Source organism: Paenibacillus sp. FSL M8-0142 (assembly GCF_038597315.1).
In the GTDB taxonomy this organism is placed as follows: Bacteria; Bacillota; Bacilli; order Paenibacillales; family Paenibacillaceae; genus Paenibacillus_AQ; species Paenibacillus_AQ lactis.
On record NZ_CP152008.1, the window covers coordinates 2,258,188 to 2,281,236 of the forward strand.

At 52.6% G+C, this 23,049-nt stretch carries 27 protein-coding genes and 1 pseudogene; 21 read left to right on the forward strand and 7 right to left on the reverse strand.

All coding sequences use genetic code 11. The features are described 5' to 3' along the window. The first annotated feature begins 197 nt into the window (after positions 1–197). Together NSQ46_RS10730 and NSQ46_RS10735 are read left to right on the forward strand one after the other, a co-directional pair. Complete coding sequence (locus NSQ46_RS10730) at positions 198–1,901, forward strand: methyl-accepting chemotaxis protein (RefSeq protein WP_007132145.1); 1,704 nt, start codon at positions 198–200, stop codon at positions 1,899–1,901. Positions 1,902–2,007: 106 nt separating this feature from the next. After that, entirely contained in the window at positions 2,008–3,288 is a 1,281-nt protein-coding gene (locus NSQ46_RS10735; protein ID WP_210094708.1) for an MFS transporter, read from the forward strand. Positions 3,289–3,339: 51 nt separating this feature from the next. On the opposite strand, the gene NSQ46_RS10740 is transcribed toward NSQ46_RS10735, so the two are convergent. Together NSQ46_RS10740 and NSQ46_RS10745 are read right to left on the reverse strand one after the other, a co-directional pair. Beyond that, a complete protein-coding gene (locus NSQ46_RS10740) occupies positions 3,340–4,569 on the reverse strand; it encodes an MFS transporter (protein ID WP_213614422.1) in 1,230 nt (409 codons plus the stop codon). Further along, entirely contained in the window at positions 4,556–5,026 is a 471-nt protein-coding gene (locus NSQ46_RS10745) for a MarR family transcriptional regulator (RefSeq protein WP_028405335.1), read from the reverse strand. The genes NSQ46_RS10740 and NSQ46_RS10745 overlap by 14 nt, the downstream gene beginning before the upstream one ends. 222 nt (positions 5,027–5,248) lie before the next feature. On the opposite strand from NSQ46_RS10745, the gene NSQ46_RS10750 reads away from it, so the two are divergent. The 5 genes from NSQ46_RS10750 to NSQ46_RS10770 all read left to right on the forward strand — a co-directional run bounded on the left by NSQ46_RS10750 (position 5,249) and on the right by NSQ46_RS10770 (position 9,265). Then, positions 5,249–5,986 carry a glycerophosphodiester phosphodiesterase gene (locus NSQ46_RS10750; RefSeq protein ID WP_028405334.1) on the forward strand — a complete coding sequence of 246 codons (738 nt, stop codon included), beginning with the start codon at positions 5,249–5,251 and terminating at the stop codon, positions 5,984–5,986. Positions 5,987–5,990: 4 nt separating this feature from the next. Then, positions 5,991–7,199, forward strand: a complete 1,209-nt coding sequence (locus tag NSQ46_RS10755; protein WP_007132140.1) for an SLC45 family MFS transporter — start codon at positions 5,991–5,993, stop codon at positions 7,197–7,199. A 302-nt stretch (positions 7,200–7,501) separates the two neighbouring features. Beyond that, entirely contained in the window at positions 7,502–8,125 is a 624-nt protein-coding gene (locus NSQ46_RS10760) for a TraX family protein (protein WP_007132139.1), read from the forward strand. Between the two features lie 64 nt (positions 8,126–8,189). Then, positions 8,190–8,609, forward strand: coding sequence for a hypothetical protein (locus NSQ46_RS10765; RefSeq protein ID WP_007132138.1), 420 nt, complete (start codon positions 8,190–8,192; stop codon positions 8,607–8,609). Positions 8,610–8,689: 80 nt separating this feature from the next. Then, positions 8,690–9,265 (forward strand): macro domain-containing protein, encoded by a 576-nt coding sequence (locus tag NSQ46_RS10770; protein ID WP_007132137.1) that lies wholly within the window; start codon positions 8,690–8,692, stop codon positions 9,263–9,265. A gap of 46 nt (positions 9,266–9,311) precedes the next feature. Here NSQ46_RS10770 and NSQ46_RS10775 read toward each other — a convergent pair whose 3' ends face one another. After that, entirely contained in the window at positions 9,312–9,509 is a 198-nt protein-coding gene (locus tag NSQ46_RS10775; RefSeq protein WP_007132136.1) for a hypothetical protein, read from the reverse strand. An 89-nt stretch (positions 9,510–9,598) separates the two neighbouring features. Between NSQ46_RS10775 and rpiA the strand changes: the two genes are divergently transcribed. The 4 genes from rpiA to NSQ46_RS10795 all read left to right on the forward strand — a co-directional run bounded on the left by rpiA (position 9,599) and on the right by NSQ46_RS10795 (position 12,057). Beyond that, positions 9,599–10,297, forward strand: coding sequence for a ribose-5-phosphate isomerase RpiA (rpiA, locus tag NSQ46_RS10780; protein WP_144869081.1), 699 nt, complete (start codon positions 9,599–9,601; stop codon positions 10,295–10,297). Between the two features lie 65 nt (positions 10,298–10,362). Then, positions 10,363–10,812 carry a MarR family transcriptional regulator gene (locus tag NSQ46_RS10785; RefSeq protein WP_007132134.1) on the forward strand — a complete coding sequence of 150 codons (450 nt, stop codon included), beginning with the start codon at positions 10,363–10,365 and terminating at the stop codon, positions 10,810–10,812. A gap of 51 nt (positions 10,813–10,863) precedes the next feature. After that, the gene (locus NSQ46_RS10790) at positions 10,864–11,301 is read left to right on the forward strand and encodes a GNAT family N-acetyltransferase (protein WP_007132133.1); all 438 of its coding nucleotides are present in this window, start codon (positions 10,864–10,866) and stop codon (positions 11,299–11,301) included. Between the two features lie 120 nt (positions 11,302–11,421). Next, positions 11,422–12,057, forward strand: coding sequence for a GDSL-type esterase/lipase family protein (locus NSQ46_RS10795; RefSeq protein ID WP_210094705.1), 636 nt, complete (start codon positions 11,422–11,424; stop codon positions 12,055–12,057). A gap of 104 nt (positions 12,058–12,161) precedes the next feature. On the opposite strand, the gene NSQ46_RS10800 is transcribed toward NSQ46_RS10795, so the two are convergent. After that, positions 12,162–12,833 (reverse strand): tetratricopeptide repeat protein, encoded by a 672-nt coding sequence (locus tag NSQ46_RS10800; protein WP_007132131.1) that lies wholly within the window; start codon positions 12,831–12,833, stop codon positions 12,162–12,164. 177 nt (positions 12,834–13,010) lie between these two features. On the opposite strand from NSQ46_RS10800, the gene NSQ46_RS10805 reads away from it, so the two are divergent. Together NSQ46_RS10805 and NSQ46_RS10810 are read left to right on the forward strand one after the other, a co-directional pair. Then, on the forward strand, positions 13,011–13,253 hold the full coding sequence (locus NSQ46_RS10805) for a helix-turn-helix domain-containing protein (protein ID WP_007132130.1): 243 nt from the start codon (positions 13,011–13,013) through the stop codon (positions 13,251–13,253). A gap of 170 nt (positions 13,254–13,423) precedes the next feature. Further along, a complete protein-coding gene (locus tag NSQ46_RS10810) occupies positions 13,424–13,555 on the forward strand; it encodes a sporulation protein YjcZ (RefSeq protein ID WP_077567186.1) in 132 nt (43 codons plus the stop codon). Positions 13,556–13,647: 92 nt separating this feature from the next. Here the strand turns inward: NSQ46_RS10810 and NSQ46_RS10815 are convergent, their stop codons facing one another. Further along, positions 13,648–14,331 (reverse strand): stalk domain-containing protein, encoded by a 684-nt coding sequence (locus tag NSQ46_RS10815; RefSeq protein WP_007132129.1) that lies wholly within the window; start codon positions 14,329–14,331, stop codon positions 13,648–13,650. Positions 14,332–14,508: 177 nt separating this feature from the next. Between NSQ46_RS10815 and NSQ46_RS10820 the strand changes: the two genes are divergently transcribed. The 3 genes from NSQ46_RS10820 to coaD all read left to right on the forward strand — a co-directional run bounded on the left by NSQ46_RS10820 (position 14,509) and on the right by coaD (position 16,795). Next, on the forward strand, positions 14,509–15,108 hold the full coding sequence (locus tag NSQ46_RS10820; RefSeq protein ID WP_007132128.1) for a short chain dehydrogenase: 600 nt from the start codon (positions 14,509–14,511) through the stop codon (positions 15,106–15,108). Between the two features lie 576 nt (positions 15,109–15,684). Beyond that, complete coding sequence (gene rsmD / locus NSQ46_RS10825) at positions 15,685–16,296, forward strand: 16S rRNA (guanine(966)-N(2))-methyltransferase RsmD (protein WP_028406694.1); 612 nt, start codon at positions 15,685–15,687, stop codon at positions 16,294–16,296. Continuing rightward, positions 16,280–16,795: a pantetheine-phosphate adenylyltransferase gene (gene coaD, locus NSQ46_RS10830; RefSeq protein WP_007132126.1), complete on the forward strand. Its 516-nt coding sequence runs from the start codon at positions 16,280–16,282 to the stop codon at positions 16,793–16,795. The genes rsmD and coaD overlap by 17 nt, the downstream gene beginning before the upstream one ends. On the opposite strand, the gene NSQ46_RS10835 is transcribed toward coaD, so the two are convergent. Further along, entirely contained in the window at positions 16,773–17,984 is a 1,212-nt protein-coding gene (locus tag NSQ46_RS10835) for a nucleoside recognition domain-containing protein (RefSeq protein WP_007132125.1), read from the reverse strand. The two genes, coaD and NSQ46_RS10835, sit on opposite strands and share 23 nt — an antisense overlap. A gap of 110 nt (positions 17,985–18,094) precedes the next feature. Between NSQ46_RS10835 and NSQ46_RS10840 the strand changes: the two genes are divergently transcribed. Next, a complete protein-coding gene (locus tag NSQ46_RS10840; protein WP_007132124.1) occupies positions 18,095–19,135 on the forward strand; it encodes a SepM family pheromone-processing serine protease in 1,041 nt (346 codons plus the stop codon). Here NSQ46_RS10840 and NSQ46_RS10845 read toward each other — a convergent pair. Next, positions 19,125–20,360 carry a nucleotidyltransferase gene (locus NSQ46_RS10845; RefSeq protein ID WP_007132123.1) on the reverse strand — a complete coding sequence of 412 codons (1,236 nt, stop codon included), beginning with the start codon at positions 20,358–20,360 and terminating at the stop codon, positions 19,125–19,127. The genes NSQ46_RS10840 and NSQ46_RS10845 overlap by 11 nt on opposite strands. A gap of 199 nt (positions 20,361–20,559) precedes the next feature. Between NSQ46_RS10845 and NSQ46_RS10850 the strand changes: the two genes are divergently transcribed. The 4 genes and pseudogenes from NSQ46_RS10850 to plsX all read left to right on the forward strand — a co-directional run bounded on the left by NSQ46_RS10850 (position 20,560) and on the right by plsX (position 23,047). Then, on the forward strand, positions 20,560–21,069 hold the full coding sequence (locus tag NSQ46_RS10850; protein WP_007132122.1) for a DUF177 domain-containing protein: 510 nt from the start codon (positions 20,560–20,562) through the stop codon (positions 21,067–21,069). Positions 21,070–21,121: 52 nt separating this feature from the next. Continuing rightward, positions 21,122–21,295, forward strand: a complete 174-nt coding sequence (gene rpmF, locus NSQ46_RS10855) for a 50S ribosomal protein L32 (RefSeq protein ID WP_006211382.1) — start codon at positions 21,122–21,124, stop codon at positions 21,293–21,295. A gap of 181 nt (positions 21,296–21,476) precedes the next feature. Continuing rightward, positions 21,477–22,077, forward strand: a pseudogene (fapR, locus tag NSQ46_RS10860) (transcription factor FapR). Next, entirely contained in the window at positions 22,061–23,047 is a 987-nt protein-coding gene (gene plsX / locus NSQ46_RS10865; protein WP_007132120.1) for a phosphate acyltransferase PlsX, read from the forward strand. The pseudogene fapR and the gene plsX overlap by 17 nt, the downstream one beginning before the upstream one ends. The last annotated feature ends 2 nt before the right edge of the window (positions 23,048–23,049 follow it).

Below are 23,049 nucleotides of genomic sequence, written 5' to 3' on the forward strand. Positions count from 1 at the left end.
AATGCAATGAGGTTGATGTGCCAGTTTAGGCCGTCAGCCTCTTTTTTTGATAAAACATTTGGCCAGTGGACAATTAAGTAGGTGTTTTCCGTAAAGTTTTGCGTTTCATCCGTCTGATGATCTATTCATTTCATGAGCTTTTTTGCCGAAAAATACCTTGGGAATATAAATTCATACAAAAGGTCGGGTGCTCACGGATGAAAATAAAAACGAAACTCATACTTTCATCTACGATTCTTGCCGCGGTCACGGCGGTAATCATAGTCATTGCATTTATTTCCACAAATTCGACAGAGAGAAAGTTCAGTCAAATCATCGATGTGGATCAGAAGATCATCTATAACCTGACCCAGCTGGAATATTTATTAACCGGCATATCGAATGATGAACGGGGTTATTTGTTAACCGGCGACGATGAGTATGTCAACTCGTTGAAATCGAAGCAGCAGTCCATCGCAGCGTTGATGGAGGAGACGAAGGGATTGATGACCTCCGCCGAGGACAAGAAGGTGATTGAGGGCATCGAAGCGGGATTCGCCGATTATACCGGTGCGGTCACCGAGGTATTGAATAAGCTCGGCTATGATTCCGGATTCTATAAAGCGGTGCCTTTCCGAATCTATGAGGAGGCCTTCAATCGTGAGCGGGAGCTACGCAAATCGTTTGAAACGCTCGTTACCGATTTTACAGCCAGCAAAAATGCAGCGCTGGCCAAGCAGGCGAACCGAATTGCCGAAGCCAGCCGATTCCAGAATAACGTCATTCTATTGATAGGACTTGCCGCAATCGCGTATTTTGCCGTACAGGGATATCTGCTGACCCGTTCGATTCAGCCTTTGAACCGGATGAAGGATCAACTGTTGAAAATTGCGGAGGGAGGCGGCGATCTCGTAACACGGCTGCATATTACGACGAAGGATGAAATCCGGGATGTCGCCGACGCATATAATAAGCTGGTACAGGGCTTTAGAGACATGGTGGTGAAAATTCAAGATACGGCAGGCCAAGTCGGCGCATCCGCGTCTCTTCTGCATACGACGACCGAGGAGATTCGCCAAGCCACGCATCAAACCTCAAGCATTATGGAGCAAGTGGCTGCAGGGGTAGAGAGTCAGCTTCAGGATACGGAGGAAACGACAACAACCGTAACCGATATGGCTGAAGGAATGAAGCATATCGCAATGACGGCGCAAGAGGTGTCCGGACTTGCATCGACAGCCAACAGGCTGGCCGCCGATGGAGAGCAGGCGATCGTACAGACGTTGAATCAAATGAAGGGCATCCGTACAAGCGTGGACCAGTCGGCGCAATCCGTACGCCACCTTGGCGAGCGAGCCTCCAGCATCGGAGTCATGGGTCAGGTGATCATCGAAATTGCCGAGCAGACCTCGCTGCTTGCGATGAACGCTTCCATCGAAGCCGCCAGGGCGGGCGAACACGGCAGAGGCTTCGCGGTCGTTGCGGCCGAGGTCCGAAAGCTGGCCGACCAGGCTTCGAATTCTTCGATCGAAATCCGCCAATTTGTTCAACAGCTCCAGCAGGACATCTATGAGCTTGCGAATGTGATGGAACGAAGCACCCGCGAGGTCTCCGAGGGCATGGATGTCGCGCAAGGGGCGGAACGGGCGTTCAAAGACATCGAGCGGGCCATCGAGGAATTGAACGGTCAGATGTATGGCGTGACCGTGGCAACGGAAGAGATGAATGCCGGAGCCGAAGAGCTGGTGCACACCATCCGCAGAATACAGGACGTAACGGAAACAACGGCAGCGGGAACTCAAAGCGTAAGCGCGGCGACCGAAGAGCAGCTGGCTTCGATGGAGGAGATTGCGGGCTCCGTAGAGGATCTGAGCAGCATGTCGAAGCAGCTGACGGAGCTGATGTCCGGGTTTAAAGTGTAGGCAGTACCATAATTTATTCGGGTAAAATCGACCACCTTGATCGGATGCATATTCTAGGCGAAAGAACCTACAATATGGATACTGATAACATAAAGGTGGTCTTCTCATGGAAAGTAAAAAATGGGACCTGGTTGCGCTTGCTTCCATACCGCTCATTATGACGCTCGGCAACTCCATGCTGATTCCCATTTTGCCGCAAATATCTAAAGTCCTGGGAATAAGCTCCTTTCAAGTTAGCATGCTGATTACGGTTTATGCCGTGGTAGCCATTTTGCTGATTCCGATCGCAGGCTATTTATCGGACCGGTTCGGGCGCAAGAAGATCATCATACCGAGTTTAATCATTGCGGCGGCGGGCGGAGCGGTCTCTGCCGTGGCAGCATGGCTGCTCGCGGGAACGACATCTTATTATGTTATTCTGGCTGGCCGGTTTCTTCAGGGAATCGGTGCGGCGGGCGCATTTCCGATCGTGATTCCGCTGGTCAGCGATATGTTCAATGACGAAGAGAAGGTCAGTAAAAGCTTGGGTATTATCGAAACATCCAATACGTTCGGCAAGGTTATAAGTCCAATCCTAGGGGCGCTGCTAGGTAGCTTTCTTTGGTTTCTGCCGTTTATCGCCATTCCGGTCCTGTGTTTGATCTCGTTGGTGCTCGTCATCTTTCTGGTGAAGGCGCCCAAGGGAGATAATCATGATGAGCGATCCCTCGGCGAGTTTCTAAAGACAACCCGTGAGGTGCTTCGCGAGAAGGGACGGTGGATGTATGCCATATTTGCGATCGGAGGCATTGCCATGTTTGGCGTGTTTGGCATGCTGTTCTATTTATCCGAGACGCTGGAAAGCACATACCGCCTGCAGGGAGTCGTTAAAGGCTTGGTGCTTGCCATCCCTCTTGCCCTGTTGTGTTTGGCTTCCTACTTGGCAGGGAAATTCACCGGAAAAAACAAACGAGGGATGAAGTGGACGGGGTTTGCCGGAATGTGTCTCTTAACGGCTTCGCTGCTCGTGATCGGATTCAGCGATCAGATCTATTTCGTGATCGGCATGATGACCATCGGCGGAATCGGGATCGGAATGGTTCTCCCATGTATGGATACCCTGCTGACCGAGGGGGTTGACAAGGAGCAGCGGGGAACGATCACGTCGCTATACAGCAGCATGCGGTTTATCGGCGTATCGCTGGGACCGCCCGTCGTCTCCTTGCTGCTGGGAACGCATCACGGGGTCATGTTCGGCACGCTTGCAGCCATCGCTGCGGTAGGCGGATTGCTTACGCTGTTTGCCGTGAAACCCGAAGCCAAGAAGGATGATCCGGGGGGCGGATCCTATCGGGTGGAATTCAAGAAGCCGAAGGGAATTAAGAAAAAAGGTCTTGTCCACAAGTGAGTGGACAAGACCTTTTTTTCTTTTATGCACATGAAAGAGCTGCAGGGCGAGTTATCCGGCAGCGCTCTGATTCGACTCGTTTAAGGCAGGAGGAGCTGCCGCAGTCCCCCGCACCAGCTTCATGATGCCATATATCACGATAAGCAGCACCAACGAGATGGCAGAGAACCGGTACATCATGCCGTAGGATGTTGCCTTGGCAATCGACCCCAGCACAATCGAGCCGACCGCTACGCCGAAGTCGAGCGAGTTGAAGAACATGCCGTTAGCCATGCCGCGCTGCTTCGGATGAACCTCCTGGATCATCCAGGTCTGAATCGATGGCTGCATTGCTCCGTAGCCCAGGCCGTAGCATAGTGCCGACAGCAGCAGCGAACCCGTTGAAGTGGCAAAGGTCAGCAGCAGCAGGCCTGCAATCATAAGAATGGCAGCCGGAACCATCAGCGCTTTATGCCCGTAGCGATCATAAATTTTGCCGGAGAACGGGCGAACGAGAATGATGGCCAGCGCATTGAACAGAAAGAAGTATTGGGGATTGCTGAGATGGGCCTCATGGCCATATAACGCCATAAAGCTGAGCAGTCCGCCGTACGTAATCGACATTAAAAAGTTCAGTACGCTCGGGAGGATCAGTTTGCGGTTAAATCCGGTCGGCATATCATCCGCCTGCGCCTTAGACACCGGCGAGGCCTCCGCCTTCGGTTTCTTGGATAACAGGATGAAGGCCAGCGGGAAGATCAGAATATTAATCAGCACGGTAAGCATCACGAGCGGCGTAAAGCCTCCGTCCTGAAGCATCGTAAGTCCGATCATCGGACCGATGGACATGGCCAGCGTCGTCGATAGACCGAAATACCCCATACCTTCGCCCATCCGTTTGGGCGGAATCACGTTGGATGCCATCGTCGGGAACGAGGTGCTCGTCATGCCGAAGCCGATCCCGAACAGGATGCGCATCATGAGCAAAAAGACGATACCGGTGGCCCAATAATAACCAAGGGTTGCCGCCAAGGAGATGACAAGGCCGACATACAGCAGAAGCCGGAGCTTGCCTTTCTCCAATGCTTTGCTTGAGACGAATCTTGATAGAATCGCACTGAATGCAAATAGACTTGTAATGAGGCTGACCTGAAGCGGGCTGGCCGTAAAGGCATCCTGCGCATATGCGGGCAGCGTGGTCAGCATCATCTGCAGGGTCAGGAACAGGAACAGGTTGCTGACCATCAGGGTAATGAATTCTTTGGTCCATAATGGTTGTTTCGGGTTGTTATTCGGGTTCATGTAGGCTATCTCTCCTGTTGTTCTGTAGATGTTGAAGATTATCATTGATGCGTGAGAGCGTATCCCAGAATAGCTCCAGCTGCCGGCTGTCGATTCCTTCGATGATCTGCCGGCCGCACTCGCGTTCGATCTCCGCCGTAGCGTCAATCAATTGCTTGCCGGTTTCGGTCAGATACAGCTGGAAAGCTCTGCGGTCATGCGGTGAGACTGTCTTTCGCGTATAGCCCTTCTTCTCGAGCAAATCCAAAATCCGGGTCGTCGTAGGCTGATCCTTATCGGCCTTCGCCGCGACCTCTTTCTGATTCAGCCCTTCATGCTCCCAAATGCGATACAGGACGAGCCACTGCTCGGGCGTTATGTCATACGGCTTCAAAGCATGACCGAACCATTGGGAGGCCCGCCGATAGGTGTAGCCGAGGTAAAAGCCGATGGAGGGATTGGAGGCAGGGTTTTTCAAGAAACAAATCACACCTTTCATTTCACGCTTTCAAAAATAGTTGTCTTAACAATTATATGTATGACATTCGTTTGACGTCAATCCCAAATAAAATAAATCGCTTTCATGACAGGGATTTCCCATTTCTTGTGGAATATGAGAAGAGGGATAACATAGTTCTAACAATTGCGAGCTATAGTTAAAATGACAAACTTTTATACCATTCAGGAGGCGAAGGAAAACATGCCGCAATTAATCAATTTTGCCCATCGCGGGGCTTCGGCAGTCTGCCCGGAAAATACGATGGCGGCTTTTGAAAAAAGCCTGGAGCTTGGTGCCACCGGCATTGAGACCGATGTACAGATGACGAAGGATGGAAGACTCGTCCTCATCCATGACGAGACGCTGAAGCGTACCGCCGGAGCGGAAGGATTCGTTAAGGATTACACCTACGAGGAGCTGTCGAAGCTGGACGCAGGCGGATGGTTCGGTGAGGCATTCCAAGGGGAGCGCATTCCGCTGCTGGAGGAGCTGCTCGAGCTTACCCAAAGCCGCGGCACGATCGTCAATATCGAGCTGAAGAACAGCTCGGTACCGTATCCGGGTCTCGAGGAAAAGGTGATCGAGGCGGTCAACCAATTTAAGATGGGCGATCGTATCGTCATATCCAGCTTCAATCACTATTCGCTCCTTCATTGCAAGCGCGTGGATTCGGAGATCCGGACGGGCATTTTATATATGGAAGGCTTGTACGAGCCTTGGGAATACGCCAAGCGCATTCAAGCCGATGCGCTTCATGCCTACAAGAAGGCTGTTCTTCCTGAATGGGTGGCGGAAGCACAACGGAACGGCGTCGTATACCATCCGTTTACCGTTAACGACGAGAACGAGATGAAATCATTGATTGAAGCCGGAGTAGCCGGCATTATTACCGATTATCCGGACGTGCTCTCCGGATTGCTGCAGACTAAGGGAGTGTGAGCTTTTGAGAAAAACATGGCTGCTGGGCTTCGGTTTTTTCAGCATTAGCATCACCTGGGCACTGTATAACGCTTTTGTGCCTTATTTTCTGGAGCGGTACATCTCCAGTGTCGCGTTGATCGGTTTTTTCATGACCATCGACAATTACTTTGCCTTATTTTTGCAGCCATGGATCGGAAGTCGGAGTGACCGGACGCATACAAGGTTCGGAAGAAGGATGCCTTATCTGCTGATCGGGATGCCGCTTGGCGCATTGTTTACGGCAATCATCCCCTTTCATAACGGACTGGCGACGCTGCTCCTGTTCATGGTGCTGATGAACCTGGCCATGAGCTTATACCGCTCGCCAACCGTATCCTTGATGCCCGATATTACGGAAGAGCGGCGCCGTACGCGCGCCAACGGGATCATTAACTTCATGGGAGGCGTCGGTTCGATACTGGCATTCGGTGCCGGATCCATTCTCTATAATGCCCATCCGTCGCTGCCATTCATCGCCGCCGCAGTCGTCACCTTGGCGTCGCTTCTTATCTTGACGGTGTTTATTAAAGAACGGAGAGATGCTCCAGGTTATCAAGCCCAGACGGAAGCCAAGTCCGCGGTATCCTTCAAGAAACAGCTGAACCGTACGACGGCGCTTCTGCTTGCTGCCATCTTCTTCTGGTTTGTTGCCTATCAAGGCGTAGAGACGCTGTTTACCCTGTACGGTAAAAATGAAATGGGACTGACGGAGTCACAGGCGTCCTTTTCCTTGACCTTCTTCTCGCTGGCGTTTGTGCTGTTCGCGATTCCCAGCGGATGGCTCGGCAGCAGGTTCGGGAAGAAGCGTGTTATCAGCATAGGCGTCCTGGGATTGCTTATTGTATTCTCCCTCGTGCCGCTGATCGAGTCGCTGCTTGTGCTGCGGATCCTGCTGACCGTGGGAGGATTGTTCTGGGCGTGCATCAACATCAATTCCTACCCGTTCGTTGTTTCTACCGGCTCGGAGGATAGCATCGGCACGAGAACGGGGATGTACTATCTTGTATCTTCACTTGCCGCCATATCCTCGCCGCCTCTCCTCGGCAAGCTGATCGACGGCATGGGCTATTCGATATTGTTCTATTGTGCGGCGGGCAGCATGCTGCTGGCGCTCATCTGCGTCCTGATGATCCGCCATCCCGAGTCATCGAGCCATAACAAGCCGCAAGCGGCTTCGGCCGGGGCGCCGTAAGCGTACGAAGTCCTGAATCTTCTCCCATGAATAAGGGATATTGCAGCCATCCGGCACATCAGCCGGGTGGTTTTTTTAAATGCTGAAAGCCCGTTCGCCGGATCATTAGGCTGACCTTCTTGGCATACACCTCAGCAGAGGATCTCGCTGCAGCAGCCCCGCAGTTCCGGGCAGCATGATCAGGTTTTACTCGGCAAGCCTCAACGCTACTTGCAACCGTCCCCAAAGCAACCGATAATAGATATGCTGGGTTCCGAAAATACATAGCGTACTCGAAAGCTGTACAAAGGAGGAGGGCCGTGATGCAATGGATCGCTATGCTGACGATGCTGATTGATCATGTGGGGCTCGTATTTTATCCGAATCAGGAATTTTGGCGGATCATCGGACGCATCGCCTTTCCCATCTACGCTTACGCCCTGGTTCAAGGGCATCGTTATACCTCCTCGAGACCGCGTTACATGCTGCGACTTGCCGTTATTGCGGTTATATCCCAAATCCCCTATCAGCTGGCGCTTGATACCCGAGGCTTGAACGTGGTCGTTACGCTGTTTGTTGGGGCACTGGTGCTCTATCTGCTGGAACGCTCGAAATCGTGGATACTGTCGTCGATGCTCATCATAGCCGCATGCACGCTCTTGAATGATCTTCCATTTGATTACGGTGCTTATGGACTCATGCTGATTCTCATCTTTCGATATGCGAAGCCGAGCTGGCTCGCCCCGCTTCATATGCTGCTGAATCTGCTGTTCCTGTTCGTCAACAACTGGGAGCTTCAAATGTGGAGCGTTATTCCTACAGTGCTTATTACTTATGGTCCGCAGATTTGGAGAAAGCTTGAAACCGTCCGGGTAAGCCGCTGGGTGTGGCGTTCCTTTTATCCGCTGCATCTGCTCGTCATCGCAGTAATGCGGATTTTCATGTAGATCGACGCACGGTCGCCCCAGAGGAGTGGATCGATACGAACCATTAGAAGGAGAGGCTTTATTGATGATGAATATTGCCATTGCTGCGGCCGTAATTTTATTTGCGGCAGCAGGTTATCTTGCGTTCATGAATTCCAGATTGATCGCAGATAAAAAGCGGGAAGCATACATTCCTCCGCCGGCTTCGGAATATACCGTTTATAAGACACCCCAATTCACGAGGGAGGATGAACGGACCCTGACACCGATCGGCGTTATGGAATATGAGGATCCTCAAGGTCCCATGAAGGTGTACTTATGCCGGGTTCGGCATAAAGCCGAGGATCTGAAGCTGGAGGAGGCGGGGGATGTATTTCTCTCCCATCTGAAAGCCGCGCGGGACCGGGGGACGCTCCGGTTCTACCGGACGGTTGAGGAAGCGCTCCAGGGCCAGGATGAGATCCGGCTGACCGAACGGCTAACGGCGGTCGCCAAAAAAAGATAACACCAAGCCGGGGCATTCAGGGTCAACCGCCCCTCAGGCGGGGTAATAAAGGGTTAAAAGACCGAAAGGAGATTTTCCGAATGAAAACATTTAAAATCGGAAGGACATCGGTCTCCGTCATTATAGGCGATATTACGACATGGACGGGCGACATTATCGTAAATGCGGCAAATTCGGGATTGCTGGGCGGAAAAGGGGTCGACGGTGCAATTCACAGTGCCGGCGGACCCGAAATTATGGAACAGTGCATGGAGATTCGCAAGCAGCAGGGCGGGTGCCCGCCCGGCAACGCCGTTATTACAGGTGCGGGGCGCTTGGCTGCACAGCATATCATTCACACCGTCGGCCCGATCTGGGAAGGAGGCGGGCGCCGCGAGGAGCACACGCTTGCGGAATGCTACCGAAACAGTCTTCTGCTTGCCATTGAGGTAGGCGCACGAAGCATCGCCTTTCCTAATATCAGCACCGGCATCTATGAATACCCGAAAGCCCCGGCCTGCGATGTTGCCCTCACGGCTGTTACGAAGCTGCTGGAGGAGGACCTTCCGGATAACCGGCTGGAGCGGATTGACTTTGTGTGTTATTCTCCCGAGAACGCCGAGCTCTATGAGAACTGGCTCGAACGCTTCACGCGGGAGAAGGAGGCTCAAATATAAGGGCAGGGGCGCCAAGGCGCCCCTCTCGTTATTTCGGTATACTTGATTACATATGGTAGGAGCCTTCCGGCTCGTTCAGCACCCATTCCAGCATGATCATCATATCGTCGAGGCGGGCCTCCTGTTGAACTAGGGCAGCGCGCTGCGGACTGCTCTCGTCCAGCTGTGCAATACGGGCGTGCAGCAGTTTTTTTTGCATGGTAAGCTCATTGAGCTTGGACTTGATCTGATTCTCGGTTCGCATATTCAACCTCCGTGTTGAACGAAATAAGTCGGTATAATTGAATATTATAGCATGGGTTGCACCATGATGTAGAAAGGTGAGATCACGGTATGAACACGGAATACAATATGAAGCAAATTGCGGCGGAGCGTGCTGCCGGTTATGTCCAAAGCGGGATGAAGGTCGGTCTCGGAACCGGTTCAACGGCTTATTACGCCATTCTCAAAATCGGGGAAATGGTCCGGGCGGGGCTCGATATCCAAGCTGTAGCGACCTCTCGGGCTTCCGAGGAGCTCGCGGTTCAGCAGGGGATTCCGTTCACCCCGGTCCGGGATATCGACCGACTGGATTTGACGATTGACGGAGCGGATGAGCTTGACGGGATGCTACGGCTAATCAAGGGCGGAGGAGGAGCGCTGCTGCGTGAGAAAATGACGGCGTACCGCAGCGACAAGCTGATTATCATTGCCGATGAGACGAAGGAGGTGCCCGTTCTGGGGGCGTTTCCGCTACCGGTCGAAATCATTCCTTTCGCCTACGAATGGACCGTTCAATCCTTGAAGGAGCTTGGATGCTCTGTACAAATCCGCCGTGACCGCGAAGGAGCCGTCTATGAGACGGATAATGGCAACTATATTGCAGACTGCAGCTTTGGGCGGATCTCCGAGCCTGAAGAGCTGGCTGCCCGGCTGACGGGCATTCCGGGCGTGGTCGAGCACGGCTTGTTTCTAGGGATGGCCGATCAAGCGATCATTGGATGCCGGGACGGGTCGGTGCGGATTATCGGAGCTGACTCGGCGAGTGAATAATCCATTTGACAGTTGAGCCTTGCGTTCATTAACCTTAATACATGACAACTTTCGGAGGGTGAAATATGTCGGATATTCAAGAACAAGAGGATTATCCATTGCATTTGATGGTTATTTTGGCAAGAGCCTATAATGCGGTTATGACGCATTCCAACCGCAGCATTCAGAGTCACGGGTTGAATTCCACGGAATTCGGCGTCCTGGATGTTCTGTACCACAAAGGACCGCAGCCGCTGCAGAAAATCGGTGAAAAAGTGCTGATCTCGAGCGGCAATATTACATATGTGGTAGACAAGCTGCAGAAGAAAAATCTCCTCGTGCGGCGGGCATCAGCAGAGGATCGCCGCGTGATATATGCGGAGCTGACCCCGGAGGGCAAAGCGTTCTTCGAATCGATCTTTCCCGGCCACCAGCAGCTGATGATCAAGGCGCTCAGCGGCTTGACCGATCAAGAAAAGGCAGAGGCGGTCAAGCTTCTGAAGAAGCTAGGCCGAAGCGCGGAGGAAATGCTCTAGCACAGGCTTTCGTCTGTTCGTACACACAATGAATGATGGGGGATACAAGGTATGCTCAAGGAAATGACATCCCAAGCGGCTAAGCTGGAGGTAAGGGAGCTGCTTGGCTATTCGGTTTTTCCCGATCCGGATCAGGTAGAGAAGGCCGTTTCACTTTATAAGGCCGAAGGCGGGAGCAAGCTCTATGGTTACGTTGAGGAGGGGCTTCTCGTCGGCATTATCGGCTGTGATATTCAGCGGGATGAAGTTACGATCAGACATCTTGCCGTACTCCCGGAGAACCGGGGGAAAGGCTATGGACGGGGGATGATATTGGAGCTGCTGCTTCAGCTCGATCCTAAGCCTAAGCGAGTTATCGCGGAGACCGACGATGAAGCGGTGGACTTTTACCGGAATATCGGCTTTGAAGTGCACAGCCTCGGCGAGAAATATCCTGGGGTTGAACGGTTCCGTTGTATTTATGAGGTCGATGAGGAGACATCGGATTAAGGGTCCTGTAATCCGAAGAACAAGCATCAGCCTGTATTCTTTTTATCCGAGGCACTGTCCCGTTTCACAACCGATGCTCCCGCTCATATAATGTCATAACGAGCGGGACAGGGGGTGAACATGTTGGTGTACCATTATACCGCTGTCGGCGATTCGCTGACCTTCGGGTTCGGGGCGATGCCTGGCAGCGGCTTTGTTCCGCTATATCGCCGGATGGCGGAAGAGAGACTTCAGCAATTTGTGGCTCACGAAAATATGGGGATCAACGGATTAACATCCGAGGGGCTGTATGAGCGGATCGTTCAAAATCCGGCCTATCGTTACCATTTGCAGCAGGCTCATATCATAACCATAACGATTGGCGGCAACGACTTGATCAGAGCCGTGAAATCCGCCGGCGGCCGTCCTGACCGGGAATCTCTGGATCGGGCGCTGCTCCGTTGCCAGTATTACATGTCTAACACCGTCAAGCATATTCGAAATATTAAGGCAGGAGGCGGCAAAGCTTATTTCATCCGTGCCGTCGGGCTGTACAATCCGTATCCTGCTTCCGGGGAAGCAGGGGAATACGTATCGCGGTTTAATCGATATCTTCATAGCCTCAGCGACGTGTACTTCCGGATTGCCGATGTGAATGCCGCATTTGCAGGCAAAGAGAAGGAGCTGCTATCGGTGGATGGGCTTCATCCGAACGGGAAAGGCTACCGGATTGTCGCCGAGCAGCTGCATCGGCTTGGGTACAAGCCGCTGGTATAACATAGAAGCATGACAAGGCCCGCTGGCAAATCGCCGGCGGGTCTTGTTATGCTTCGAAGGGATGAACTTGCTGCGGAGCTTCTTATAATGGATTTCAGGCACGTTTAGAATAAGTTCCGCCAAAAGCTCCGAACCGCCCACTTGCGTTCTTGGCGCCGCTTGTACTTGGGAAGGGATCGGTATACGCTCATCGACTCCGAGAAGGCTTCCTTGGCTTCCTGACGCTGTCCCAGAACCCGATACATGGTTCCCAGGAGGTAGTATGCTTCAGAAGAAGAAGAGTGCATGGTATGAAACTTCTGTAAATAATCGAGCGCTTTCGCGGAATCCGCCGTGCGGAACGCGTCGGCAAGCCTTAGGTATGGCCGGCCGTATTTTACCCGGGGATTGATATCCAGCGCTTGAAGGATATCCGCTTCTCCTTGAGCGGTATTTCCGGTCTTCAGGCGGGCGGTGCCGATATCATCCCAGTATTCCGCCGAATCCTGCAAGCTTTCCGAGATGGACTCCAGCAGCTTCAGCGCCTCCCCGTATTTGCGGCGCTCGATCAGCAGCCTTGCCAGCTCATGTCGCGAGGAGACGTCGCTGGGACTGGCTGCGATATTTTTTCGCAGCTTGGATATCTGTCTTGCCCGCTGAATCGGACGCGTAATGCTGGGAAACACCCCGACAAATCTGCGGTCCAGGACGTAAACGATAAGCAGAAGAACAATAATGGCGATGAACGGATTGCCGAAAATATAAAACAGCATGCCAAAAATAATGAATTTCCCCAAGGATGATCCCCCAATTTCTAGTTCATGAATTCTTACGAAATTATACCATATCCTGGGGTCCTTGGAAGATCATATTTCGATTTCAAAGGCTCTGCTCAGGCGTGACTTGCCCGGAGTACCCGGGGTATTGAAATACGGGCGGCCTCGGCCGATATACATAGTAAAGAGGTGATAATCATGGCGAAAAAGGGGCAGACATTTCATACCTACAGTTTCGAAACGAAGAAGAAGGCAGTCGCCATGCGGCTTGCGGGTAAAACGAAGAAAGAGGTGGCATCCGCCTTGCAAATTTCAGACATCGGGCGGCTAAAGGTATGGATGCGCAAATTCCGCGAGCATGGGGAGGAAGGGCTGATTGACCGGCGCAGGAAATTATTGAATCCGGCGGATCCCAACCGATTGATCGAAGAAGAAGAATAACAACCGCCTTTATTAGAGGCCTATATACGGAAGACGCGAGGGAGTAGAAGCGCCCTGGCGTCTTTGTTTTAATGACGGATGGACCCCTGGACCCGGGGGCATTTTCATTATTATTGTCCGGTCAGGTTGATCGCCCAGTTCATTTTAGCGGAAGCGTCATAGTATGGTGTATGTTCAAAAAAGGAGGGATACATGTGAGCGGAGTAGCTGGAGGATATGGTGGTTATGGATACGGCTCTTCAGTAGGTGCTATCTTGGTATTATTCATCTTGTTGGTGATCATTACTCGCGCATTTATCTAATCCATTCTTTTATAGTGAACAGAGTAATCACGACCTGCTGAAAGCGCTAGAAGAGCCCCTGCCGATGGCAGGGGCTCTTCTTCCATTATCGTTTACTTATAAGTTCCAGCGAAGAATAGAATATCGTCGCCAATTTCGACTTTTGGGTACTTAGCCGAAACCTCGATTTCTTTGGCTCCATCAATATCAACGGTGACTGTTTCAATGCTGTCGCTCGGAGTGATAACGACTTCTTTCAGGAGCACGCCCCCACTCATGATTTTTACCACGATATCTTTGTTAACCGATACAGGGAATACGGACAATTCGAGGGTTTGGTGTTTGCCTCCAGGTCTTAACGTGAATCCTTTTTCTACCCCATTAATGCTATTGAGGATGACTCCTGAACCATAATCTTTACCATTATGTACGGTGTGCTGCTTGTCCTTGGTTATAACAGAGGCATATGACAATTTAATCTCTTCCGATGTAATCGGGGTTAGATCCGATTTTTCGCCCAGTTTGATTTTCTGAGCTTTATTATCATATTCCACTGCAACGCCCAGTGCATCCGATACCGCTCGGACAGGTAGGTAAGTCGTGTTGTTATAAGAAATGGCGGCGATGCGGTTCCCCGACTGATCCTTCGGCGTCCATTGCTTTCCATTCACCTCGTAGGCAATGCCCCAGTTCAAATGAGCTGTGATCTTCTCAAGGACGGGAGCTGCACTTACACCAATCGTCATCCCGCCGACCAATGTTGCCGCAGACAGTAATGCTACAAACCTTTTCTTCAATGTTTCATTTCCTCCTTTTTACTCTTTCCCCTATGTAAGGGCATGCCAGGCCATTATACATAATTGAAGAATAGAACAGCAAGGCTCCCCGATCTGGCATATAGCAATTCCATGTGATACGATTTGACTTGTCCAATTATTGACATATACAGACCAACAGGATGGAGGAATAGGGTCATGAAAATTTTGATGGTGGGCGCATCCGGAACACTGGGGACAGCGGTTCGCAAAGAACTGGGGCAGCATCATGAAATTATAACAGCTGGACGCAAAGGTGCTGATATCACCATGGATATGTCCGTTCCTGAAAGTATCGCGAGTATGTATAAGGCTGTCGGCTCCGTAGATGCAGTGGTCTGTACCGCAGGCCAGGCTTACTTTGGTCCTCTCCACGAATTGACGCCGGAGCTGAATGAAATCGCGATTATGGGTAAATTGAAGGGGCAAATCAATCTTGTTTTGCTCGGGCTGGACCATGTTCATGATCGGGGAAGCTTTACGTTAACCACCGGCATTATTATGGACAGTCCCATTATTGGAGGTATATCTTCCGCCATGGCTGGAGGAGCGATTAAAGCCTTCGTTCAGGCTGCAGCCATTGAAATGCCGCGAGGGATACGTATCAACAATGTCAGCCCCAATGTACTTAAGGAATCGATGGATACATACGGTCCATACTTCCCGGGGTTTGAGCCCGTATCTGCCGGGAGAGCCGCGCTTGCCTACCGAAAGAGCGTTGAGGGTGCCCAAACCGGACAAACGTACACGGTTTATTGAGCAACGCGTAACCTGAAATGTTGCTAAGTAAAACATCGGAAAAAATAGGTTCGCTTCCGCTTTTGGGTTACACGAACGTAGGAGCGGGACGGTTACAGCTGGTGGAAGATGACGATGAACTGCTCAACGACATCCGGGGGTATGTTAAGAATCACGGTGATGATAGCAACTCAGTTAAAAGAAGCCGCTCATCTTAAATGAGCGGTTTTTTTTAATTAAGATACCGAGCCGAAATCCATCGAAATGGAACAAAAAAAAGAAAACAATCCCTACAGTAAAATCCTGATACTGCAGGGATTGTTTTCGGGAGCCTCCGAAGAGACTCCCTCATGGGAGAGGAGAAACCGGACGAAGAGCTTATGGGGAAACGTAAGTCTTCTCCGCGGTTGTCTACGACATTCATTGATGTCGATATCTTTAGGATGCCCGGCAGGAGCGGAAATATACCTGAGTTTGAAAAAAAATGAAGAGGGGGCATGTTTCATTTTTCATATGCGGCAGGATTATGTTACGATAATCAATGCTATGGCCGTCATGGCCATGAATCTTGATGTGATGAAACGGGTGAATCGAGCAGTGAGAGTAGTATCCGGAAGTGCAAAAGGCCGACCGCTGAAAAGCGTTCCCGGCATGAGCACCCGTCCGACGACGGATAAAGTGAAGGAAGCGATATTCAGTATGATCGGCCCCTACTTTGACGGGGGAACCGTCCTTGACCTGTTTGCGGGCACGGGCGGCCTTGGCATCGAGGCGTTAAGCCGGGGAATGGATCGTGCTGTTTTTATTGACGTGGAGCAGCGGAGCATTGAGACGATCAAGGATAATCTGAAGGCTGTACGCCTGCAAGAGGCGGCAGAGGTATATCGCAACGATGCGGCAAGAGCGCTTAAGGTGCTGGAGAAGCGGGGCGCGGCATTCGATCTGGTGTTTCTGGACCCTCCCTATAAGTTCAAAAATGGGGATGAGCTCATGAATGATATGGCGGAGCGCAAGCTTCTACGCGAGGGAGCCGTTATTGTTCTGGAATATGAGTCGGGCTATGAATATCCGGAGAGCTTCGGCCATTTTCACGGCATGCGAACAGCGAGGTACGGCGAAACCGCCGTCACCATATACAGATACGAAACCGTACAAGGACAAGCTGCCGGTGCGGATGAGGAGGAATCACACGATGACAACCGAGAATAATAGTACATATCGAATTGCCGTTTATCCCGGCAGCTTTGATCCTGTGACGATGGGGCATATGGATATCATTACGAGGGCTTCAAAGCAGTTTGACTTGCTGATCGTGGCCGTTCTAAACAACTTAAGCAAAAACCCGCTGTTTACGGTGGAGGAGCGGAAGGATCTGTTGAGAGAGGCTACCCGTCATCTGCCGAACGTGGAAATCGACAGCTTCCGCGATCTGTTAGCCAATTATGTGCGTCAGCGGAATGCGCAAGTGATCGTCCGCGGGATCCGGACCGTTACGGATTTCGAGTATGAGCTGCAGCTCGCCTCGACCAATCATAAGCTGAATCCCGATGCGGAGACGATCTTCATGATGACCCATCCGAAATATTCCTTTCTCAGCTCAAGTCTGGTTAAAGAGATCGCACACTTCAACGGCGATACGACCGACCTGGTCAGTCCCGAGGTGGATGCGGCTTTGCGCCGTAAATTCAACGCCGCACGCGAACAATAATGGATGAAATCACCCATAGCGCTGCCGCAATCAGCAAGAAAAAGGCAATTTGTGTTTGAAGAACGGACGGAAATCCTGTCCACAGGTTGAAGATATTCCCGTTCTGTCCAGTCTGCGGCGGCTCCGTTCTGAAGGCCGGGACGATGGCGGCAGACAGGCTGCTTGCGGGCTTCCAGCATACCAGCATAACCAAGAATGCGAGCAAGGAATGAACGATTCGCTTCAGGATAAAGTAGCTCCACGAAAGGCCGGCATCCCGCATAAGGGAGAGGCTTTGCAGCTGGGCGCTAATGCCGCTCCAGGCGAGTACGGCGGATAAGACGGCAAGCTGCATGGCGCTGTTCGTAAAGGCGGAGCTGCTGATCGATGCGGATGCAAGGTGGATTTCCAGCAATCCCGAGGTAAAATAAGAAGGAAGCAAGGGCAGCACGTTTTCGGACAGTACCCGGGTAAGCACGGCAAATAACAGGATGAAGCCGCCGGCCATCATTAAGGTTTGGACAGAGCGGGTGACGGAGTCTCCCAGCAGTCTGCCAAAGCTGCGCCCGTCCCGTTTGTGGGCTTCCAATGCAGCCGCAGCGGCTCGCTTTAATAGCGGAACTTGCCGGGCAGGCTTGTTCGGTTTTGCAACATCGTTTCGTCCATGCGGTGTTCTTCTGAAAAAACTGAACAGCCACGCGGCCAGGAGGCCGGTAATCCAGTGCACGATAAGGAGCAGGTACCCCGCCGCTGGCTGATGGAGCAGCCCGGTTCCGATGACAACCAGAATCGTCATCGGATTGCAGAAGTGGGCCATGGCGGCAAGCCTTCCCGCTTCGCCTGGGCCGAGGTCGCCCTGCCTGTGCATGGAGGCGGCGGCTTGAGCGCCGGCCGGAAATCCGGCGGTCATCCCTGTAATGAGCACCCAGCCGCCGCTGCCCGGCAGCTTGAATAGCTTTCGCATGAGCGGATCGAGCAGAACGCCTGCACCATGGGCGAAGCCGTAGGCCATCAATATTTCCACAAGGACAAGAAACGGCAGCAGTGCGGGAAATACGATGTTCCACCATAATTTCAAAGCTTGCAGGGTGGCCTGAAAGGCGGGCTCGGGCGCGCTGACGACGGCCAGCACCAGCAAGAAGGCGGCTGCCCCCAGCAGGACGGTGCTGGCGAATCCGGACTGGGTTTTGGTGGCGTTGCCTTTATTCATAAGGAATCTCCTTTCGACGTAAACATAGCTAGTACAACTTTATGCAAGGGAGACAACCGTCAGACCAATCTTGGCGCGAGGCCCGGATTTAGAAGGCGAGGGAGAATGCGATGAAGAAGACTGTTAAACCGAATGGCTCAAGAATTATACTGTATTTATTGATGGTTGGATTAATGGTGTACCTGGTCGTGTACATGCCGACACCTTATTTGATTTATCAGCCGGGCAGCGCCGAGGAGGTGCGGCCGATGATCCGCGTCGAGAAGAGCGATCCCGAGGAAGAGGGGACGTTCATGATGACGACCGTATCGGCCAGTTATGCGAACCTTGCCTTGCTGATGATGTCGACGTTCAATCCGAATGCCGAGGTTGTGCAAAAGGCTGAAAAGATGGGGGATCAGAGCAAGGAGGAATACGCGGCCACCCAGGTCTATTACATGAACTCCTCCCAATCGTCCGCTATGGAGGCTGCCTATCAGGCAGCCGGCGTTGAATATGCCATTGAGCCGGCCTACGTGTTCGTGATGTCGATCCCTGACGATTCCGCCAATGCGGATCATTTTCGGCCGGGAGACAAACTGATCCGGATTGACGGACAGCCTGCGAAGGACAACGAGAAAATCGCCGCATTGTTAAGCGGCAAGCAAGTCGGAGACAAGGTGTCGGTGGAGCTGGAGCGTGGAGGTAAAACCTTGAAGGAGGATGTGTCTCTCGTCAGCATCAAGGACGAAAAGACGGGAGCGGAGCGCCCGGGTCTTGGGGTCATGATCGCCACCATGCAGAAGGTTGCGCCGAGCAACCCGGATTACGTGATCAACTTTGCGGATACCAACATCGGGGGACCTTCGGCCGGATTGATCTTCACGCTGGAAATTTACAATCAGCTCACGCCGGGCGATTTGAGCAAGGGCTACCGGATCGCCGGAACGGGCACGATCGACAAGTCGGGCAAGGTTGGTCCCATCGGCGGCGTGAAGCACAAAATTGTTGCGGCCGACAGGGAGGGAGCCGAAATCTTCTTCGTGCCGACGAAGAACTACGAGGAAGCCAAGAAGCGGGCCGACCGGATCGGAACGGACATGAAGCTTGTACAAGTCGAGCGCCTGCAGGATGCGCTGGACTATCTGGAGCAGCTGCCGCCTAAAGAGTAAGGGGCGGCAGCCGATAGTCATGGTAGAGGTCGCGGGCGTCCGCATTCGGGTAGGCGTTGGCGTACACGGCGGCTGCTTGAAGGTCGCGCGTAAGCTGGGGATGATCCAGCGAGGCCGGTTTAATGACGACCGGAAGGGAAGCGGTCTTCCTCATCGTTCTCAGCAGTTTTTTTCCAGTCTCATTGAACCCAAGCACACGGATATAGCCCGGGCCACGGACAAGCTCGCCGGGATTCATCCCGGCTTTCTGGTGGTTCAGCATAATATGCACCAGCATGCGCTGCAGCTTGGTACGGGTGTATCGTTTGGTCTTGAGCGAATCCAGCAGCGCATCCACGGAGCTGTTATCGAGCTTGGGGAGCATTCGGCGGATTCGATACTCAAGCCCTTCGGTCACTTCCAGACACTGCGCAAGCTGGGCCGGGGGAGATGTGAGCAAGGTCTGGAACAGCGGCTGGCGGAACCTGTCCCAGTTCATCGGGGCTCTGCCCGATCGGATTTCGCGTTCCAGGATCCGCAGCGTATATTCGGGAATATACGGAGCAGCCGCTTCAATGCCTTGGTTGGCAATGATCCTGCGGACCGCCGTTGCGCTGGCGATGGATCCGGTCCCTGGCTCGGGGTCATGATACTGGGCGCTTTCCCTGGAGATGGTGAAGGGCTCTATGGAGCTCCCTAACCGGTGAAGCGCGATCAGGTAATGCAGCCCTAAGGAATTATTCGGCTTCGTAAGCAGTTCCCGCAGCCCGGCAGCGTCTTCTTCGGAAACGCCAAAGGCGGCGGCAGCCGCGGCGCCGTAGGCGGACGGGAAGCTTAGCCCTTCCGCAAGGCGCTGGTCAAGCTCCGCGCGAAGTCTGTCCGGTTCCCTGGCGAGGATGCGGGAGAGAGGGAGAAGCTGCTCCAGCGTACCGCTCTCCGATCCGAATGACAGGCAGTCCACGACGCCTGTTGCATGAAGGGTGGCGACGGCGCCGTATGCGAACCATTCCGCCGGCTGCACCGCATAGGTGACCGGCAGCTCGAGCACGAGGTCGACCCCCATGGCAAGCGCCATTTCCGTTCGGGCGCGCTTGCTGGCAATGGCGGGCTCGCCGCGCTGGAGGAACGGACCGCTCATGACGGCGACTACCGCATCCGCGCGCGTGATTTTTTTGGATTTATGAAAATGCAGCTCATGGCCGTTATGTAAGGGGTTATATTCAACCACGATTCCAACCGTTTTCACTGTACTTCAACTCCTTGCTTAAGAATATAACATAATTCGATGCCGAAACTGCAAGAATAAACGCATGCGTAAGCGGCGTTGCATGCAGTGCCTGCCGCGGCGCAAAAAAAGGATATCCGCAAGGTTCTTAAAGGTAATCCTGTTGACAAAACTCCGGCTGAATCGGTATAATAATCTTTGTTTGTTTGGAGTGATGGATATGCTTATTCAATTTCGTAAATTGACAACCAGCGATCAACCGTTACAGTTCCATCAAACCGTGGATGTTACGAATGCCGTAAAGGGTCGGAAGGATATCGTCGCCGTTCAGCCGCTGCAAGTGGATTTGAAGGCAGTTCCGTCCGTTGCAGGCTCGGTAGACGTTCGGGGAAGCTTGGAAGCTGAGCTGGAGATGAAATGCTCCCGCTGCTTGAAGCCGGTCAACGAACATCTGCACATCCCTTTTCATGAAGTATTCCAGCAGGTGGAGAATCCTGAATCCATTCAGGACGAAGATGACGACACGACATATGTGCAAGGCGAGAGTGTGGATCTCGCTCCATATGTGGAGGAAGCATTTCTTCTTCAACTGCCGCTAGCTCCGGTATGCAGGGACGACTGCAAGGGACTTTGCCACAATTGCGGCAAAGATCTTAATGAAGGCGCCTGCGATTGCGACACGGAAGTAATTGATCCGAGATTGGCCGGGCTAAAGGACTTCTTTAAATGATGATGGATAGGATACCCGTGAAAGCGGGTTGAACCGATAAGGAGGTGGGAACATGGCAGTACCTCAACGTAGAACGTCCAAAACACGTCGTGACAAGCGTCGTACTCACTTTAAGCTGGCTGTGCCGGGCATGGTGAAATGCGAGCAATGCGGAGAACTGAAGCTTGCTCATCGCGTATGTAAAGTATGCGGAACGTATAAGGCAAGAGAGATCATCAAACAATAGTCTTTTCATAAGTAGTACTTCATCTCTGGTGAGGTGCTATTTTTTTTGTCCCGGTCCTCTTTCTTTTTAACGTGACATCATTTATACTTAACATTAGTACCAGGTTCTAATATTTGCGACTAATTTACATATAGGTTTGAAGTATGGCGGCTATAATAGCGGCAGAAGGAGTTGTTTCGTCATCGATCGTTTATCTAAGAAAGACCGTCACAAGCGGCTGGTCCAGCTGATCGACGAGAATCCCTTTGTTACGGACCGCGAGTTGACGCGCCAGCTTAAAGTCAGCATTCAGACGATTCGCCTGGACCGGATGGAACTCGGCATCCCGGAGCTTCGGGAGCGAATGAAGCAGATGGCCGAGCATTCCTACGATCAGGTTCGCTCGTTGTCGCTTGAGGAAGTCATCGGAGACGTTGTTGACTTGCAATTAGACAAGAGCGGAATATCAATATTCGAAATTCGTGAGGAGCATGTATTCAGCAAAACCCGGATTGCGCGCGGACACTATGTGTTCGCTCAGGCCAATTCACTTGCTGTGGCAGTAATAAACGACGAAATCGCACTGACTTCCTCGGCGGACATCCGATTTTTGAGACAGGTTAAGCTCGGGGAGAAATGCATAGCCAAGGCTTATGTCCGGAACATTGCGGGGCAGAAGGCGAAGGTGGAAGTGTTTACTTATGTCTCCGATGAAATGGTGTTCCAGGGGAATTTCGTAATATACCGATCTGCAGGGGAATGACATAAGTGAAGGAGGAAATAGGCATGAGAATTGTCGTTGATGCGATGGGCGGTGACCATGCGCCGAACAGCAATGTGGAAGGCGCGCTGCTCGCGGCGAAGGAATGGACGGATACGGAGGTTATCCTCGTTGGCGATCAGGCGCGGATCGAAGGTCTGCTGCAGGAGCGTCCCTCCAATCTGAAGATCGTCCATGCCAGTGAGGTCATCGAGGCGGAGGATGAGCCCGTGAAGGCTGTGCGCCGGAAGAAGGATGCCTCGATGGTCGTTGCGGGACGAATGATCCGCGAAGGGGAGGCAGACGCCATGATCTCCGCGGGCAACACGGGCGCCTTGATGACAACGGGGCTGCTCGTCGTCGGCCGGATGAACGGAATCGAGCGCCCGGCGCTGGCACCCATGATTCCGACGCTTGACGGCAAGGGAATGCTTGCGCTGGATCTTGGCGCGAACATGGATTCGAAGCCCGAGCATTTGCAGCAGTACGCGCTAATGGGCAGCCTATACCGCGAGAAGGTGCATGGAATCGCCAAGCCCCGCGTCGGATTGCTCAACGTCGGGACGGAGGCCGGCAAAGGAAACGAGCTGACGAAGCACGCGTACCCTTTGCTTGAGGAGCTGCCGATCCATTTTGTCGGCAACGTGGAATCGCGTGATGTGATGAACGGCGTATGCGATGTGCTGGTGTGCGACGGTTTTGCCGGCAACATATTGCTTAAATCCATTGAAGGAACGGCCGGCGCGCTGTTCTCGCTGCTCAAGGAGCAGTTCGGCAAATCGCTCAAAACCAAGCTCGCCGCCGCGCTCATGATGCCGGAGCTGCGCAGCTTGAAGTCGATGCTGGATTACAAGGAGCACGGCGGGGCTCCGCTTCTCGGTCTTGGCGGCCTCGTTGTGAAGAGCCATGGCTCATCGGATGCGAACGCGGTGAAGAACGGGATCCGCCAGGCGCGCACAGCTTTGCAGAATCAGTTGGTAGAGAGCATTTCGAAGGAAATCAGCGGGAAGTGAGT

Coding starts and splice junctions, on each gene's coding strand:
- NSQ46_RS10730 (WP_007132145.1), top strand. CDS start 198: ATGAAAATAAAAACGAAACTCATACTTTCATCTACGATTCTTGCCGCG.
- NSQ46_RS10735 (WP_210094708.1), top strand. CDS start 2,008: ATGGAAAGTAAAAAATGGGACCTGGTTGCGCTTGCTTCCATACCGCTC.
- NSQ46_RS10740 (WP_213614422.1), bottom strand. CDS start 4,569: ATGAACCCGAATAACAACCCGAAACAACCATTATGGACCAAAGAATTC.
- NSQ46_RS10750 (WP_028405334.1), top strand. CDS start 5,249: ATGCCGCAATTAATCAATTTTGCCCATCGCGGGGCTTCGGCAGTCTGC.
- NSQ46_RS10760 (WP_007132139.1), top strand. CDS start 7,502: ATGCAATGGATCGCTATGCTGACGATGCTGATTGATCATGTGGGGCTC.
- NSQ46_RS10765 (WP_007132138.1), top strand. CDS start 8,190: ATGATGAATATTGCCATTGCTGCGGCCGTAATTTTATTTGCGGCAGCA.
- NSQ46_RS10770 (WP_007132137.1), top strand. CDS start 8,690: ATGAAAACATTTAAAATCGGAAGGACATCGGTCTCCGTCATTATAGGC.
- NSQ46_RS10775 (WP_007132136.1), bottom strand. CDS start 9,509: ATGCGAACCGAGAATCAGATCAAGTCCAAGCTCAATGAGCTTACCATG.
- rpiA (WP_144869081.1), top strand. CDS start 9,599: ATGAACACGGAATACAATATGAAGCAAATTGCGGCGGAGCGTGCTGCC.
- NSQ46_RS10785 (WP_007132134.1), top strand. CDS start 10,363: ATGTCGGATATTCAAGAACAAGAGGATTATCCATTGCATTTGATGGTT.
- NSQ46_RS10790 (WP_007132133.1), top strand. CDS start 10,864: ATGCTCAAGGAAATGACATCCCAAGCGGCTAAGCTGGAGGTAAGGGAG.
- NSQ46_RS10795 (WP_210094705.1), top strand. CDS start 11,422: ATGTTGGTGTACCATTATACCGCTGTCGGCGATTCGCTGACCTTCGGG.
- NSQ46_RS10805 (WP_007132130.1), top strand. CDS start 13,011: ATGGCGAAAAAGGGGCAGACATTTCATACCTACAGTTTCGAAACGAAG.
- NSQ46_RS10810 (WP_077567186.1), top strand. CDS start 13,424: ATGTTCAAAAAAGGAGGGATACATGTGAGCGGAGTAGCTGGAGGATAT.
- NSQ46_RS10820 (WP_007132128.1), top strand. CDS start 14,509: ATGAAAATTTTGATGGTGGGCGCATCCGGAACACTGGGGACAGCGGTT.
- coaD (WP_007132126.1), top strand. CDS start 16,280: ATGACAACCGAGAATAATAGTACATATCGAATTGCCGTTTATCCCGGC.
- NSQ46_RS10835 (WP_007132125.1), bottom strand. CDS start 17,984: ATGAATAAAGGCAACGCCACCAAAACCCAGTCCGGATTCGCCAGCACC.
- NSQ46_RS10840 (WP_007132124.1), top strand. CDS start 18,095: ATGAAGAAGACTGTTAAACCGAATGGCTCAAGAATTATACTGTATTTA.
- NSQ46_RS10850 (WP_007132122.1), top strand. CDS start 20,560: ATGCTTATTCAATTTCGTAAATTGACAACCAGCGATCAACCGTTACAG.
- rpmF (WP_006211382.1), top strand. CDS start 21,122: ATGGCAGTACCTCAACGTAGAACGTCCAAAACACGTCGTGACAAGCGT.
- plsX (WP_007132120.1), top strand. CDS start 22,061: ATGAGAATTGTCGTTGATGCGATGGGCGGTGACCATGCGCCGAACAGC.